Annotated in this window: 12 protein-coding genes; 8 read left to right on the top strand and 4 right to left on the bottom strand. The window is 71.6% G+C overall.

Annotated elements, in window-relative coordinates; translation table 11 throughout:
- Positions 1 to 45 precede the first annotated feature (45 nt).
- From ASH02_RS21490 to ASH02_RS21475, 4 genes are read right to left on the bottom strand one after another with little or no spacing between them, the layout of a single operon-like run.
- Entirely contained in the window at positions 46 to 936 is an 891-nt protein-coding gene (locus ASH02_RS21490; protein WP_056683174.1) for a hypothetical protein, read from the bottom strand.
- A complete protein-coding gene (locus tag ASH02_RS21485; protein WP_056683169.1) occupies positions 933 to 2,378 on the bottom strand; it encodes an MFS transporter in 1,446 nt (481 codons plus the stop codon). Before ASH02_RS21485 ends, ASH02_RS21490 begins: the two co-directional genes overlap by 4 nt.
- Complete coding sequence (locus ASH02_RS21480; RefSeq protein ID WP_056683166.1) at positions 2,375 to 3,703, bottom strand: M20/M25/M40 family metallo-hydrolase; 1,329 nt, start codon at positions 3,701 to 3,703, stop codon at positions 2,375 to 2,377. Before ASH02_RS21480 ends, ASH02_RS21485 begins: the two co-directional genes overlap by 4 nt.
- A 16-nt stretch (positions 3,704 to 3,719) precedes the next feature.
- Positions 3,720 to 4,313: a nitroreductase family protein gene (locus ASH02_RS21475; RefSeq protein ID WP_056683163.1), complete on the bottom strand. Its 594-nt coding sequence runs from the start codon at positions 4,311 to 4,313 to the stop codon at positions 3,720 to 3,722.
- An 87-nt stretch (positions 4,314 to 4,400) separates the two neighbouring features.
- On the opposite strand from ASH02_RS21475, the gene ASH02_RS21470 reads away from it, so the two are divergent.
- The 8 genes from ASH02_RS21470 (at position 4,401) to ASH02_RS21440 (ending at position 14,942) form a co-directional block, all read left to right on the top strand.
- Positions 4,401 to 5,621 (top strand): allantoate amidohydrolase, encoded by a 1,221-nt coding sequence (locus ASH02_RS21470; RefSeq protein ID WP_056683160.1) that lies wholly within the window; start codon positions 4,401 to 4,403, stop codon positions 5,619 to 5,621.
- A complete protein-coding gene (locus ASH02_RS21465; protein ID WP_057295422.1) occupies positions 5,618 to 6,946 on the top strand; it encodes a formimidoylglutamate deiminase in 1,329 nt (442 codons plus the stop codon). The genes ASH02_RS21470 and ASH02_RS21465 overlap by 4 nt, the downstream gene beginning before the upstream one ends.
- A 20-nt stretch (positions 6,947 to 6,966) precedes the next feature.
- A complete protein-coding gene (gene hutI / locus ASH02_RS21460; protein WP_056685079.1) occupies positions 6,967 to 8,109 on the top strand; it encodes an imidazolonepropionase in 1,143 nt (380 codons plus the stop codon).
- Positions 8,110 to 8,193: 84 nt separating this feature from the next.
- Positions 8,194 to 8,352, top strand: a complete 159-nt coding sequence (locus ASH02_RS26245) for a hypothetical protein (RefSeq protein ID WP_156388729.1) — start codon at positions 8,194 to 8,196, stop codon at positions 8,350 to 8,352.
- 59 nt (positions 8,353 to 8,411) lie between these two features.
- Positions 8,412 to 11,372, top strand: a complete 2,961-nt coding sequence (locus ASH02_RS27395) for a helix-turn-helix transcriptional regulator (RefSeq protein WP_162250981.1) — start codon at positions 8,412 to 8,414, stop codon at positions 11,370 to 11,372.
- An 86-nt stretch (positions 11,373 to 11,458) separates the two neighbouring features.
- Positions 11,459 to 13,423, top strand: coding sequence for an MFS transporter (locus tag ASH02_RS21450; RefSeq protein ID WP_200950080.1), 1,965 nt, complete (start codon positions 11,459 to 11,461; stop codon positions 13,421 to 13,423).
- The gene (locus ASH02_RS21445; protein ID WP_056683151.1) at positions 13,420 to 14,007 is read left to right on the top strand and encodes an SGNH/GDSL hydrolase family protein; all 588 of its coding nucleotides are present in this window, start codon (positions 13,420 to 13,422) and stop codon (positions 14,005 to 14,007) included. The genes ASH02_RS21450 and ASH02_RS21445 overlap by 4 nt, the downstream gene beginning before the upstream one ends.
- Positions 14,004 to 14,942, top strand: a complete 939-nt coding sequence (locus tag ASH02_RS21440; RefSeq protein WP_056683149.1) for a sucrase ferredoxin — start codon at positions 14,004 to 14,006, stop codon at positions 14,940 to 14,942. Before ASH02_RS21445 ends, ASH02_RS21440 begins: the two co-directional genes overlap by 4 nt.
- Positions 14,943 to 14,946: the final 4 nt, after the last annotated feature.

Below are 14,946 nucleotides of genomic sequence, written 5' to 3'. Positions count from 1 at the left end.
GGGGCAAGAGGTGCGTGCTGCGCAACCCCGGTGGCCTCTCGGGCGTCACCGGGGCAGCGCGTGGCCCCGGTTCCGCGTCCTCAGCACGACACCGACCACGATGCGCACCAGCAGCGTCGCGGCCGCGACGATCACCAGCGTCCACAGGCTGGTCCAGAGCGACGACGCCAACGTGTCCCACACCGCGCCGAGCAGGTCCTCGTCCGGCGAGCGTTCGACGACCCGGTCGCGCGCGACGGACAGTACGGCGGCGAGCAGCAACAGCGTGATGATCGACCCGACGGCCAGGCGGCCGAGCGTCGCCAGGCGGCGGCGCGCGGTCAGCAGCAGCACGATCACCAGCACCACCCAGGCGATCGGCAGCCAGTAGCCGAGCCGGTCGATCGCGACGTAGCCGCTGCGGAACTTCTCCAGGTCGGAGGTCTTCATGACGTTGATGAACGTCGCGCCCGCCACCCGCGGCGTCGGGATGCCCGACCGGTCGAGGTCGCGCTCGAGGTAGGTGACCAGCGGCTCGAGGTCGATGGTGACGTAGCTGCCCGAGGTGTCGACGTTGCTGTTGTCGTTCTCCAGGACGGCGATCGCCTGCTGGTGCACGGTGCGGTTGGCGCTGGCCCAGACGGTGCGGAAGCGCCTGTCGGAGGTGACCTGCTTGATCACCCGGTTGACCTGGGTGGTCTGCTGGCCAGCCGCGGGAGTTCGCGCCATCGCCCGGACGGCTGCGATCTCGAGCTCGCGGCGTACGCCGGCCAGCACGTGCGGGTCCTCGGCCAGCGGCGTCACCGTCTCGACGTACTCGTCGGTGTCGGTGACCACCGCTGCGGTCCAGCTGCTCACCAGGGCGAGGGGGAGCAGCAGTGCGGCGATCAGGACCAGCAGGAAGGTGAGCGGGCCGGGAAGGCGAGGGACGTGGGTCCGGCGTCGTTCATCGGTCACTCTGGCTCCTGGGGCTCCTTGGGGATGACGAAGAGCGCCAGTGCCGCGATCAGGGCGGCTGCGGCGCACACCGACCATACGGTGAGGTAGCCGCCGAGCGCGGCATGCCCCTCCTCAGGCCCTTCGAGGGATCCGGTCGCCGAGAGCGCGATCGCGAAGACCGCCGAAGCGATGGCCCCGCCGACAGTCTTGGTGGCATTCGTCATGCCGGTGGCGAAGCCGGTGCGCTCGGGTGGTGCGGCCGCCGCGGCCGCAGCGGGCAGCGCCGCCACGAGTGCGCCGGAGCCGATGCCGGCCACCGCCATGTTGATCAGCGCCTGTGCGGTGGAGTCGTGGAACGGCAGGAACAGGGCGTAGCCGAGGGCCACCAGCAGGCAGCCGACGATCATCGCGCCGCGGGCACCCACCACGCGCGCCACGAGCGGCAGGGTGAGCGCGCCGATCACCAGTGCGACGACGTACAACCCGATCAGGGTGGACACGAAGCCGGCGTCGGCGCGGAGGCCGTAGCCGGCCTCCGCGGGTTCGGTGCGGGCGAACGTCGACAGCGGGATCTGCGCGCCGAGCACCGACATGCCGAACAGGAACGCGGTGAGCTGGATCGGCCACTGGTCCGGCCGGGCGAAGAGGCGTACGTCGATCAACGGCTCGGACTGGCCTGCCTCGTAGCGGATGAACGGCACGAGACTCAGTGCACCGAGAACGATCAGGCCCCACGCGAGCAGGCTGTCGACGCCCTGGAGGCGGACCACGATCAGGCCGCCCATCACCAGCCCGAGGGTGAGTGTGATCAGGCCGAGGCCGGGCAGGTCGACGCCGCCGGACGAGACGCCGCGGACGTCCTCGATGCCGAACCAGATCACGAAGAAGCACGCGGTGACCACGATCGCCGGCAGCGACAGCAGGAACGTCATGGACGTCGCCTCGACCAGTGCGCCGCTGGTCAGCGCGCCGATGATCACGCCGGTCTCGAGCGCCGCGACGAGGAACGCCGCGGCCCGACGGGTGAGCACCGTCTGCTGGCCCGACGCGGCGGTGCGGCGGTGGATGATCGCGACCTCGAGCGGCAACCACACGACGTACGCGCCCTGGAGCGCCCAGCCGATCAGGAACGTGGTGAACGACGGCGAGAAAGCGAGCATCCACGAGCCGAACGCGGTCACCGCGGTCGAGATGAGCAGCACGTTGCGGTGGCCGATCAGGTCGCCCAGGCGGGCCAGCAGCGGTACGACGAGGGCGGAGAGGATCAGCTGGGCGGCCTCGAACCAGTTGACGTCGGCGTCACGGATGCCGAGGTGGTCGGCGATGTCACTGAAGATCGGCGTGTAGTAGCCCTGCAGCACGCCGCTGGCCAGCTCGACGCAGACCAGGAAGCCGACGATCGCCCACAGCCCGGGGACGACCGGGCCCTTCTGCTGCGCCGGTGCCATCGGCTGCGTCATCGGATTCCCTTGACCAGGCGCCGGTAGAAGCCGACACCCTCGAGGTAGTCGTCCACCCCGATGCGTTCGTCGTAGCTGTGGATCGACTCGCGTTGCGCCTTGGTCATCCGGAACGGCGCGAACCGATAGACCCGCGGGCAGATCGCGGTGAAGAAGCGGGAGTCTGTCGCGCCCATCATCACGTACGGCGTCGCGACCGCGTCGGGGAACGTGGTCGCGATGGTGGCCTCGAGCAGCCGGAACGCGTCGTCGTCGGTCGGGGAGAGCGGGCTCGGCTCGTTGCTCTCGACGATGTCGACCTTGACCCGTTTGTCGTTGACCACCGTGCGGATCCGGTCGACCACCCCGGCCACGGTGTCGCCGACCATGATCCGCACGTTGATGCCTGCGGTGGCCCGCGAGGCGATCACGTTGTTGGCCGGCGATCCGCTCAGCGTGGTGACCACGGTCGTCGTACGCGTCATGGCGGCGGACTCGGGGCCGGCCGCCACCAGTGCCCGGGCCAGCGCGGGCCTGAGCCGGTCGACGTTGCGGGCGATCGGCCGCAGGGGCAGCGGCAGGTGCGCCGCCAGGCGTCGGAACATCTCCACCGTGGGCTCGGGCACCGAGCTGGGGAACGGGCTCTGGTCGAGCCGGAGGATGGCCCGGGCCAGACGGGCCGTGGTGTCCATCCTCGTCGGCATGCTGGCGTGCCCGCCGCGGCCCTCGACGGTGAGCCGGACGTTGGTGATGCCCTTCTCGGTGACGCCGATGACGGCCAGTGGCTTCGAGACACCTGGGAAGGCGTCGTAGGCGACGGCGCCGCCCTCGTCGAGCACGAACCACGGCTCGACGCCACGTTCGGTGAGGATGCGGACCGCCTCGGGGGCGGCCTTGCCCATCACCTCCTCGTCGCAGCCGAAGCTGAGCCAGACGTCCTGCGCGGGCGTGAATCCCTGCCCCAGCAGGGATTCGACCGCCTCGCAGATGCCGGCCAGGCAGCCCTTGTCGTCGAGGGTGCCCCGGCCCCAGAGCACGCCGTCGTGGATCTCGGCGCCGAATGCCGGGTGCTGCCAGGTGTCGGACTCCTCGACGGGGACGACGTCGATGTGCGCCATGAGTACGACGGGCCTGGCGTCGCTGGCGCCTCGCCAGTGGAAGAGCAGGCCGTGGTCGAGCACGACGGTCCTGTCGAGTTTCGCGTGCAGCAGGGGGAAGCTCTCGGCCAGCTGCCGGGCGAACTCCTCGAACGCCGTCGTGTCGGTGCGCGCGCGGTCGGCGTACGACACCGTCGGTATGCGGATCAGTGCCTGGAGCCGCCCGATCGGCGTGCTGGGGTCTCCCATGGCGCGACCCTATGCGCTACCAGCCGTTGCGGTGCACGACTTCGTCCACTGCCCTTCGCCTGCGCCGCGAGGGCGATCCCTTCGAGCCGGTGTCGGGGAGCCGGTGGCCGACGGTGATCGCGCCGATCGGCTTGAACTCCGGCGGTACGCCGAACTCGTCGCGGAACGACTGCGTGCACCCGTCGGGGATGCCGAAGAAGCACGCACCGAGGCCCTCGTCGACCGCGGTCTGCAGGATCAGCATGGCCGCCATGCCGGTGTCGATGTGCCAGTAGGGCACCGGCCAGCGCTGGTGGGAGGACTCCTTGTCCTCCTCGGCGTAGCGGGTCAGGTAGGCGTCCTTGTGGGACAGCGGCACGATCACCACCGGCGCCGTGCGCATGCCGTCCAGCCAGTCGTTGCTCGCGCCCTCGTCGGGGCTGGTGGCGCGCCAGAACCGCGCCACCGACTCGGGGGTGTCCAGACGCAGGAACGCCCAGCCCTGGGTGAATCCGGCGCTCGGTGCGCGGGTGGCGTGCTCGAGCATCCGGTCCAGCACGGCCGGGTCGACCGGGCGGTCGTCGTACCGCCGAACCATGCGCCGTCGTCGGACGACCTCACTGAACTCCATGGGCGGGAGCATCCCACGTCTCGGATCCGAGACGCGTCGCGGGCGGGCCGCGTTGACCCGGGGACCCGCGACCGGTGGACTGTCGGGGTGACCTTCGAGCAGCTGTGGCGTGACCTCGACCCGATCGGACGCTCGGCGAGCAGCGGCGGCTACTTCCGACAACCCTTCGGATCCGCAGAGCGCGAGTGCCACGCCTGGTTCCTCGAGCAGTGTGCGACCCGCGGGCTCGAGGTCGAGTCCGACGGCAACGGCAACACGATCGGCTGGTGGCGCGCCGCGTCGGCGGGGGGTCCGGGCGTCCTCACCGGCTCCCACCTCGACTCCGTGCTCGACGGCGGGGCGTACGACGGTCCGCTGGGCGTGGTCTCGTCGTTCGCGGCGATCGATCACCTGCGCGACCGTGGCTTCGTGCCCGCGCGTCCCATCGGCATCGGCGCCTTCGTCGAGGAGGAGGGCTCACGCTTCGGGCTCGCCTGTCTCGGCTCGCGCCTGATGACCGGTGCCACCACTCCCGAGCAGGCCCGGGAGCTGCGTGACCGCGCCGGCGTCCCGTTGCTCGACGCGATGTCGGCGGCCGGTCTGGAGCCCGAGCTCGGCACCGGTCACCTGCTCGAGAACGTCGGGGTCTTCGTCGAGCTGCACGTCGAGCAGGGCCGCGACCTCGTCGACCGTGGCGCGGCCGTGGGTGTGGCCAGCGAGATCTGGCCCCACGGGCGCTACCGCTTCGACTTCACCGGCGAGGCCAACCACGCCGGCACCACCCGCATGGAGGACCGGCACGACCCGATGCTGACCTACGCGATGACCGCCCTGGCGGCCAACAAGCAGGCCAGGCTGTCGGGGGAGCGGGCCACGTTCGGCCGCATCGAGGCCGTCCCCAACGGCACCAACGCCGTGCCCTCGAGGGTCACCGCCTGGCTCGACGCGCGCTGCGCCACCGACGACTCGTTGGCGGCGCTGATGGCCGAGATCGAGCGGATGGGCCACGACCGGGCCGGACTCGACGGCACAGTGCTGGCGGTGACCGCGGAGTCGGTCTCCGGGGCGGTGCACTTCGACGACGACCTGGCCAGGCGGCTCGCGACCGGCCACGCTGTCGGTGACTGGCCGATCATCCCGACCCAGGCCGGCCACGACGCCGGCGTCCTCTCCGCCGCGGGCATCCCGACCGCGATGCTCTTCGTCCGCAACCCCACCGGGGTCTCCCACTCGCCTGCCGAGTTCGCCGAGACCGCCGACTGCCTGGTCGGCGTCGAGGCACTCGCCACGACGCTGGAAAGACTGGCTGGAGAGGGTGCGGCCGGGTGAGCACGTCCTACCTGCTGGAGAAGGCACTGGTCGGCGATCGGGTCGAGGACGACGTCGTCGTGACGGTCGAGGACGGCCGCTTCGTCGACGTACTCCCCCGGCACACGGGCGACGGGGACGCGCGGCCGATCCGGCTGGCCGGGCTGAGCCTCCCGGGGCTGGCGAACTGCCACTCACACGCGTTCCACCGGGCCCTGCGCGGCCACACGCAGGGCAGTCACACGCGGGGCGGCCTGGGCAGCTTCTGGACCTGGCGCGAGCAGATGTACGCCGTCGCCGAGCGCCTGACCCCGGAGACGTACTACGAACTGGCCCGGGCCACCTACCGCGAGATGCTCGCCGCGGGCATCACCGCGGTGGGTGAGTTCCACTACCTGCACCACCAGCCCGACGGCACGGCGTACGCCGACCCGAACGAGATGGGCCACGCGCTGATCGCCGCGGCGAGGGACGCCGGGATCCGGATCGCGCTGCTCGACACGTGCTACCTCGCGTCCGGTATCGGCAAGGAGCCCGAGGGCGTGCAGGTGCGCTACTCCGACGGTGACGCGGACCGCTGGGCGGAGCGTGTGGACGCACTGAAGGGCGATGACTCGACCGTCATCGGTGCCGCGATCCACTCCGTGCGCGCCGTCCCGAAGGACCAGATCCCGACCGTTTCCCACCAAGCACGAGGCAAACCCCTCCACGTGCACCTCAGCGAGCAGGTCGCCGAGAACGAGCAGTGCCTGGCCGCCCACGGTTGCACGCCGACCGAGCTGCTCGAGGGTGCCGGCGCCCTGGGCGAGATGACCAGCGCGGTCCACGCCACCCACCTCACCGACCACGACCTGGCCCTGCTCGGCGGGTCACAGGCCCGCGCCTGCTTCTGCCCGACCACCGAACGGGACCTCGGCGACGGCGTCGGACCGGCCCGCGCCCTGGCCGACCACGGCGCCCGGCTGACCCTCGGGTCCGACAGCCACGCGGTGATCGACCCGTTCGAGGAGATGCGCGCGGTCGAGCTCGACGAGCGCCTGGCCACCCAGAAGCGCGGCCATTGGACGGCGATCGACCTGCTGCACGCCGCCACCCACGAGGGCCACGCCAGCCTGGGCTTCCCCGACGCCGGCCGCATCGCGGTCGGGCAGCGCGCCGACCTGGTCACCCTCGACCTGACCAGTCCACGCACCGCCGGCACCGGCGCCGGCCCCGAGACGGCGGTCTTCGCAGCCGTCGCCGAGGACGTCCGCTCGGTGATGGTCGACGGCGTGCTCCACGAGACCGCAGCCACCCGTCACGAGATCGGCCACGAACTGCAGGCCGCGATCGAAGGAGCCCGATGAGGAGTCCGATGAGCAGTCCGATGAGCACCCTGGTCACCAACATCGGCGAGCTGGTCACCTGGCAGCACGACCGGCCCACCCTCGACCGGGCGGCGATGGTCGTCGAGCACGGCAAGGTGGCCTGGGTGGGCCCGGCGATCGACGCACCGGAAGCCGACGCGACGTACGACGTCGGCGGCCGGGCCGTCATCCCGGGCTTCGTCGACAGCCACAGCCACCTCGTCTTCGCCGGCGACCGGGCCAAGGAGTTCACCGCGCGGATGGCCGGCGAGGCCTACGCCGCCGGCGGCATCCGTACGACGGTGCGTGCGACGCGCGCCGCCACCGACGAACAGCTCACCTCCCACGTGGGCCGGCTGGTGCAGGAGATGCGCCGGCAGGGCACCACCACCCTCGAGATCAAGAGCGGCTACGGACTCAGCGTCCTCGACGAGGCCAGGTCGCTGGCCGTCGCGCGACAGTTCACCGACGAGACCACGTTCCTCGGCGCCCACGTCGTGCCCGACGGCACCACTCCCGAGGAGTACGTCGACCTGGTCACCGGCCCGATGCTGGCCGCGGCGGCACCACACGCCAGATGGGTCGACGTGTTCTGCGAGACCGGCGCCTTCGACGCCGACCAGGCCCGCACCGTCCTCGGGGCCGGGATCGCCGCCGGACTGCGGGGCCGCATGCACGCCAACCAGCTCGGAGAGGGCCCCGGCGTGCAGCTCGCCTGCGAGCTCGGGCTCACCGCGGTCGACCACTGCACCTACCTCAGTCGCGCCGACGTCGACGCGCTGGCCCAGAGCGGCACGATCGCCACCCTGCTCCCCGGGGTCGAGTTCTCCACGAAGCACCCGTTCCCCGATGCGCGTGCCCTGCTGGCGGCCGGGGTGTCGATCGCGATCGCCACCGACTGCAACCCCGGGTCGTGCTTCACCAGCTCCATGCCGTTCTGCATCGCCCTCGCCGTACGCGAGATGGGGCTGACCCCGACTCAGGCGCTCGACGCCGCCACGCGCGGTGGAGCCGGGGCCCTGGCCCGCGACGACGTCGGCACGCTGACGGTCGGGAGCCGGGCCGACTTCGCCGTCCTCGACGCCCCGAACCACCTGCACCTGGCCTACCGGCCCGGCGTACCACTTGTGCAGGAGACATGGGTGGCGGGTCGGCGAATCTGACCCCCCGGATCTGAGGCACCCAGGAGCCCACCTAGGGCTCACGCCCCATGTGGTGGCCTACCTCAGGCGCGCAGTCTCTGTGGCATGGACACGAACAGCATCTACTACGCCAACGCCGAGATCGACTACCGCAACAACCGGAACCGTGAGCTGTGGAAGCCCGTCCGCCGTCGTCGCAAGCTGCGCGACGCGGACCGAATCCCTTCAGTACGCCGCCCACTGGACGACGACATCGCGAGTTGAGCACCGTGCGGGTGAAACCCGCGAGCGAAACCACCCACGAACCCGGCATCATGGGGGACGTGGCGTCTCTCGGAACTCAACAGGCCCTCGTCGGACGCGACACCGAACTCGCTGAGCTCAGCGAAATGCTCGGAGTCCGTCCGCCGAGGGTCGAGGCGCGCCAGAACGCCCAGCCCACTGCCCAGTCCAATGCCCAACCGAATGTCGTGCTCCTGGCCGGTGACGCCGGGGTCGGCAAGACCCGCCTGCTGACCGAGCTGCGCGACGTCGCCTTCGCCGAGGGCTGGCAGGTCGTCGCCGGCCACTGCCTCGACTTCGGCGACAGCGCCCTGCCCTACCTCCCGTTCTCCGAGGTGATGGGCCGCCTGGCCACCGACCTGCCCGACGTGGTCGACACCGTCGCCGGCATGCACCCGGGCCTCGGCCGCCTCCAACCCGGCCGCCGCATGCTCAGCGGCGACGCCGGAGAGGGCTCGGTCGACCGCTCCGACATCTTCGAGGCCGTGCACGCCCTGCTCGAGGCCGCCGCCGCGAAGGCCCCGACGCTGCTGGTGATCGAAGACGCCCACTGGGCCGACCAGTCCACCCGCGACCTGATCAGCTTCCTGTGCAGCCGGCCCTTCCTCGAGCCGGTCGCGATGGTGGTCAGCTACCGCGCCGAAGACCTGCACCGCCGCCACCCCCTGCGTGCCCAGGTTGCCGAGTGGTCCCGCATCCGCGGCGTCGAGCGCCTCATGCTCAGCCCCCTCGGCCCGGCAGCCGTGCGCGAGCTGATCCGCGAGCTGCACCCCGACACCCTCACCGAGTCCGGTGTCTCCGACATCGTCGACCGCGCCGAGGGCAACGCCTTCTTCGTCGAGGAGCTGGTCGGCGCGACCTGGGCCTCCCGTGTCCCCGAGGACCTCGCCGACCTGCTGCTGGTCCGGCTCGACCGGCTCGACGACGTCGGCCGCCAGGTGGTGCGCGCCATCTCCGTCGCCGGACGCCGGGTCTCCCACCGCCTCCTCGTCGAGGCCAGTGGCGTGTCCGAGGGCGACCTCGACCGCGCCCTGCGCTCCGCGGTCGACTCCCACGTCCTGGTCACCTCGCGCGACGACGCCTACGCCTTCCGCCACGCCCTGCTGGCCGAGGCGATCTACGACGACCTGCTCCCCGGCGAACGGGTCCGGCTGCACGCGTCGTACGCCGGGGCCCTGCGCGACGGTCGCGCCGGCGGTACGGCGGCCGAGCTCGCGCACCACGCCCGGGCGGCCCGCGACTTCGCCACCGCACTTGATGCCAGCATCCGTGCCGGTGACGAGGCGATGGCCGTCGGTGGGCCTCAAGAGGCCTCGCGTCACTACGAGCACGCCCTCGAGATCGCCAGCGACCCGAAGCTCGCCGCCGACATCGACGTGACCGACCTGGTGGTCAAGGCCAGCGACGCCCTGCTCGCCGTCGGCCAGCCCCACCGCGGGCTGACGTTGCTCGAGCGACACCTGGCCTCCCTGTCCGACGACACCGACCCCGAGGCGCTGGCCCACCTGCACCTGGCCGCTGCCCAGACCGCCCAGCTGTTCGACAACGACGCCAACTGGGAGGCGCATGCCGAGCAGGGCTATGCCCTCATCCCCACCGAGCCGACTCGCGGACGGGCCAAGCTGCTGGCCATCTTCGCCCGGGTGATGCTCGGCAGCGACACCAAGGAGCGCGCCCGCGAGGCCGCGATGGAGGCGCTCGCGCTCTCCGAGACGCACAGCCTGTCGAAGACCGCGGCCGACGTGACGGTGACCATGGTCGGCCTCGACAAACGAGTGCCGATGGAAGAGCTCGAGGTCGCCCTCGAGGACGCCGTACGCCGCGGCCTCGAGACCGGTGCGATCAACTCCGAGCTGCGCGCCCTCTATCTGCTCGGCCGCGCCTATCAGGACCGTGGCCGGTTCACCGAGGCCTGCGAGGCGTTCGCCCGGGGCACCGCACGGGCCAAGGAGGCCGGCGTGCCGTGGGCGCCGTACGCCTTCGACTGCCGGTTCCAGCACGCCCAGATCGCCTACGTGGTCGGCATGTGGGAGTCGGTGCTCGCGCTCACCGACATGACCGGGCAGTCGCCGCCGACGATGGCCGAGGACATGCTGGTCGCGCTGCGGCTGGCCGTCCTCACCGCCCGCGGTGGGGCGCACGCGACCGAGCTGCGCAGGCTGCGCAAGCACTGGGCGCGCGACGGGGTGCTGGCGATCATCTCGGCGCCGGTCGAGATCGAGGCGCTCGGACGGGCCGCCAAGCCGCAGGCCGTGGTCGACACCCACGACCTGGTCATCGACACGCTCACCCCCAACTGGCCCGAGCTCTTCCAGGCCCGGGTGCGCTTGTCCACGGTCACCATCGCCGCCCTCTCGGCGTCGGTGCCGGTGATGAGCACCGACGAACGGGCGACGTACGCCGCCACCGCCGAGAAGCTGCTCGCCGTCGGGCACCGCGTCCTCGACGCGGCCGCGGAGTCCGCGGTGCTGTGGGGTCCCGAGGGGCGGGCCTGGGGCAAACGGCTCGACGCCGAGATCCTGCGTTTCCGCTGGCTGGCCGGCATCGACACCCCGCCGGTCGACGACCTCATCGAGATCTGGCGCGAGACGGTGATCCTCTTCGAGGACTTCGGGCACGCCCTCGAGCTGGCCTGGGCGCGCACCCACCTGGCGTCGGTGCTGCGGGCGTCGGGTGACGTGGCCGGAGCCCGCGAGCTGGCCGACCTGGCCCGCGAGTCCGCGCAGACGCTCGGCGCCAAACCTGTCCTCGACGCGTTGAAGTCGCTCGGCACCACGCCGGTGCGGGCCGAGTCGGCGGCCTCGACCACGCTGACCCCCCGCGAGACCGAGATCCTGACCCTGGTCGCGGTCGGGCGCACCAACGGCGAGATCGCCAAGCAGCTGTTCATCAGTGTGAAGACGGTCAGCGTCCACGTGTCCAACATCCTCGGCAAGCTCGGCGCGTCCGGGCGCACCGAGGCCGCGGCGATCGGGCGCAGACGCGGGCTCATCCGGGACTGATCCTGGGCTCTTCCGGGACTGATCGCCGGGGGCTGACGGGTGCTGGCAGACTGCGGGGTGTCCACCACCACCGTCAGGAGCCGGGTTTGACCACAGCCGCGCGTCGGGCACCCACGTGGGCGGTCATCACGGTGCTCTCGCTGGCCGGCATGCTCGCCGCGCTGCAGCAGACCCTGGTCGTCCCGCTCACCCCCGAGATCCCGCAGATCCTGGACGTCTCCGAGGCGAACGCCTCGTGGATGGTGACGATCACGCTGCTCACGGGCGCGGTGGCCACCCCGATCGTCTCCAGGCTGGCCGACATGTTCGGCAAGAAGCGGATGATCCTGACCGCGCTGGTCTGCATGGTGCTGGGCTCGCTCATGCTGGCCATCGGCACGGTGTTCCTGACCGCCCTGATCGGCCGGGCGCTGCAGGGCTTCGCCGCGGCGATGATCCCGGTCGGCATCAGCATCATGCGCGACGAGCTGCCGCCCGCCCGGGTCGGCTTCGGTGTCGCGCTGATGAGCGCCACCCTCGGCATCGGCAGTGCGCTCGGGCTCCCGTTGTCCGGCGTACTCTTCGAGCACTTCGGCTGGCACTCGCTGTTCTGGGTGTCGGCGTCGTTCGGGGTGCTGGTCACGGCCGGCGTCTACCTGCTCGTCGACGAGTCCGACGTCCGTTCTCCGGGGCGCTTCGACTACCGCGGCGCCGTCCTCCTCTCGGTCGCGCTCACCTCGTTCCTGCTCGCGGTCACCAACGGCGGACAGTGGGGCTGGACCAGCCCCGAAGTGCTCGGCTGCCTCGCGTTGTCCGCCGTCGTGATGGCGGGCTGGTTCCCCTACGAGCTGCGGGTCGGCGAGCCCCTGGTCGACCTGCGTACGTCGGCACGCAAGCCGGTGCTGCTGACCAACGTCGCGTCGGTGCTGATCGCCTTCTCGATGTACGTCAACATGCTGCTCACCGTGCAGCAGCTCGAGCTGCCCAAGGCCACCGGCTACGGCTTCGGCCTCGACGTCAGTGCCGCCGGGCTGGCGATGGTGCCCTCGGGACTCGTGATGGTGCTGCTGTCCCCGGTCTCCGGCATCCTGCTCGCCCGGTACGGCGGGCGCAGCACCATGTTCCTCGGCTCCGCGATCATGGCCAGCGGCTACGTGTTCCGCATCTTCGTGCACGAGTCGGTGCTCCAGATCATCATCGGGGCGACGCTCGTCGGCATCGGCACGGCGTTCGCCTTCGCGGCCATGCCGACGCTGATCATGGCCTCGGTGCCGATCACCGAGACCGCCTCCGCGAACGGCCTCAACTCGCTGATGCGGGCGGTCGGCGGGTCGACGTCCAGTGCCGTGCTCGCCGCGATCCTGACCTCGATGACGGTCGGCTTCGCCGGGCGGCAGATTCCCGCCGAGCACGCGTTCACGCTGATGTTCTGGCTCTCCGTGCTGGCCTGCTTCGTCGCCTGCCTGGTCATCCTCCGCATCCCGGTGCCCTCGACGGTGGCTGCCGGACGCGAGGGCGTCCCGGCGGTGGCGGTCGCCGGAGACCGCAGCGAGACCGTCGTGCGCGGCCGGATCCTGCCCGGCGGCGACGTGCCCCGCCAGACTCACACCATCGTCACGGTCACCCGCATGGACGGCCGGCCGGTCGACTGGGCCCGCTGCGACAACGAAGGCCGCTTCTCGGTGGCGCTGCCCGGCGCCGGGCAGTACCTCCTGATCGGCAACGCCGGTGGCTGGGCGCCGCAGGCACAGGTGCTCGACTTCCGTGGTGGCTCGCTGCAGCACGACGTCGCGCTGGAGCGACAGCTGACTCTGTCGGGCACGGTCACCGACGGTGGCGCGGTCGTCCCCGGAGCCCTGGTCACGCTGCACCAGGGCGGCGGCGACTTCGTGCTCTCCGACCACGCCGACGACGAGGGCGAGTTCACCGTGCCCTTGCCGCTGGCGGGCATCTACATCGTCAGCGCGGCCGGGGCCGACTCGGGCAGGGCCGCCTCCCGCAAGCTCACCGTCGGCGCCAAGTCAGAGGTCATCGACATCGACCTTGCCATGGAGATCAGGGCCGACGCGTGAGGCTCCTTCTCACCGGCGACTCGATCACGGCGGCCGGCCGCGACCTCACCGACCCGACCGACCTCGGCACCGGGTACGTCGCCCGCGTCGCCGCGGCCCTGCCCGCTCACGAGGTGCTGAACACCGGCATCAACGGCCACCGGGTCCCTGACCTGCAGCAGCGCTGGGGGCGCGACGTGCTCGCGCACGCCCCGGACGTCGTCTCCGTCATGGTCGGCGTCAACGACATGTGGCGCCGCTACACCCGTCAGGAGCCGACGCCGGTGTCCCGGTTCGAGACCGGATATCGCGACCTGCTGGTCCGCACCCGCGCTGCCGGCGTCGAGCGCATCATCGTGCTCGAGCCGTTCCTGCTGCCGGTGCGCGACGAGCAGTGGTCGTGGCGGGCCGACCTCGACGAGAAGATCGCCATGGTGCGCCGACTGGCGCAGGAGTTCGACGCGGACCTGGTGGCCACCGACGGGCCGATGGCGCAGGCCGCGTCGTCGGACGGGGCTCGCGCGCTGGTCAGCGACGGCGTGCACCCGACGCCCCAAGGGTTCGACGTGCTCGCCGACTGCTGGCTCGGGGTGTTCGGCGCATGACGGACCCCGCGAACGCCTCCTCCGACCGGTTCCGGTGCTCGGTCGGTGCACTCGACGAGCAGTTGGCCGGATCGGCGGCCGTCGACGCGGCGTACCTCCTGGTCGAGCAGACCGGCCCCTGGGGCAACAAGGCCCTCGCCGAGAGCGGCCTGCCCGAGCACGTGCGGACAGGTCTCGCCGAGACCGCCGCCGAGGCCGGCGTACGCGTCCAGCTGATCAGGCGGCACGGTCGCTCCTCGACGACCGAGGCCTTCCGGGTGTACCTCGGGTACGCCGCACCGGGTCGCGCGTGGCTCGAGACCACCGTGTTCGAGGTGGCCGACGACCTGCTCGACCTCGATCTCGACGGGCTCGCCGAGGGCCGGTCGTCGGGCCTCGAACCAGTCGAGCACCCGCTGCTCCTGGTCTGCACCAACGGACGCCGCGACGCGTGCTGCGCGGAGTTCGGCCGGCCCGTCGTGGCCGCGTTGAGTGCCGAGCACCCCCAGGAGACCTGGGAGACCACGCACCTGGGCGGGCACCGGTTCGCCGGCGCCATGCTCACCCTGCCGCACGGCATCTCCTACGGTCGCCTCGACGTCGAGTCGGCCGAACGGGTGGCCTCGGAGACTCTCGCCGGCCGCCTCGTGCCGTCGCTCATGCGCGGCCGGACGGCCTACGACCCGCCGGTGCAGGCCGCGGAGATCGCCCTCCTGGAGGCCCTCGGGGAGACCCGGGTCGACGGTCTCGAGCTGGTCGAGGTCAGCCCGCCGGCCCAGGCGAGCTCGGCGCGGGCCACGACCAGCAGCGTGGTGTTCCGGCACCGTGTCGCCGGATCGACGACCCTGCACCGGGTGACCGTGACCGAGACCCCGGGCGATCCGGTGCGGGCGAGCTGTGCCGATGCGAAGACGAAGCCCACGAAGGCGTTCCGGGTCGAGATCGGGCGCTTGTAGCAAC

Source organism: Nocardioides sp. Soil796 (genome assembly GCF_001429525.1).
Taxonomy (GTDB): Bacteria; Actinomycetota; Actinomycetes; order Propionibacteriales; family Nocardioidaceae; genus Nocardioides.
This window is presented reverse-complemented; position numbering and strand designations above follow the sequence as displayed.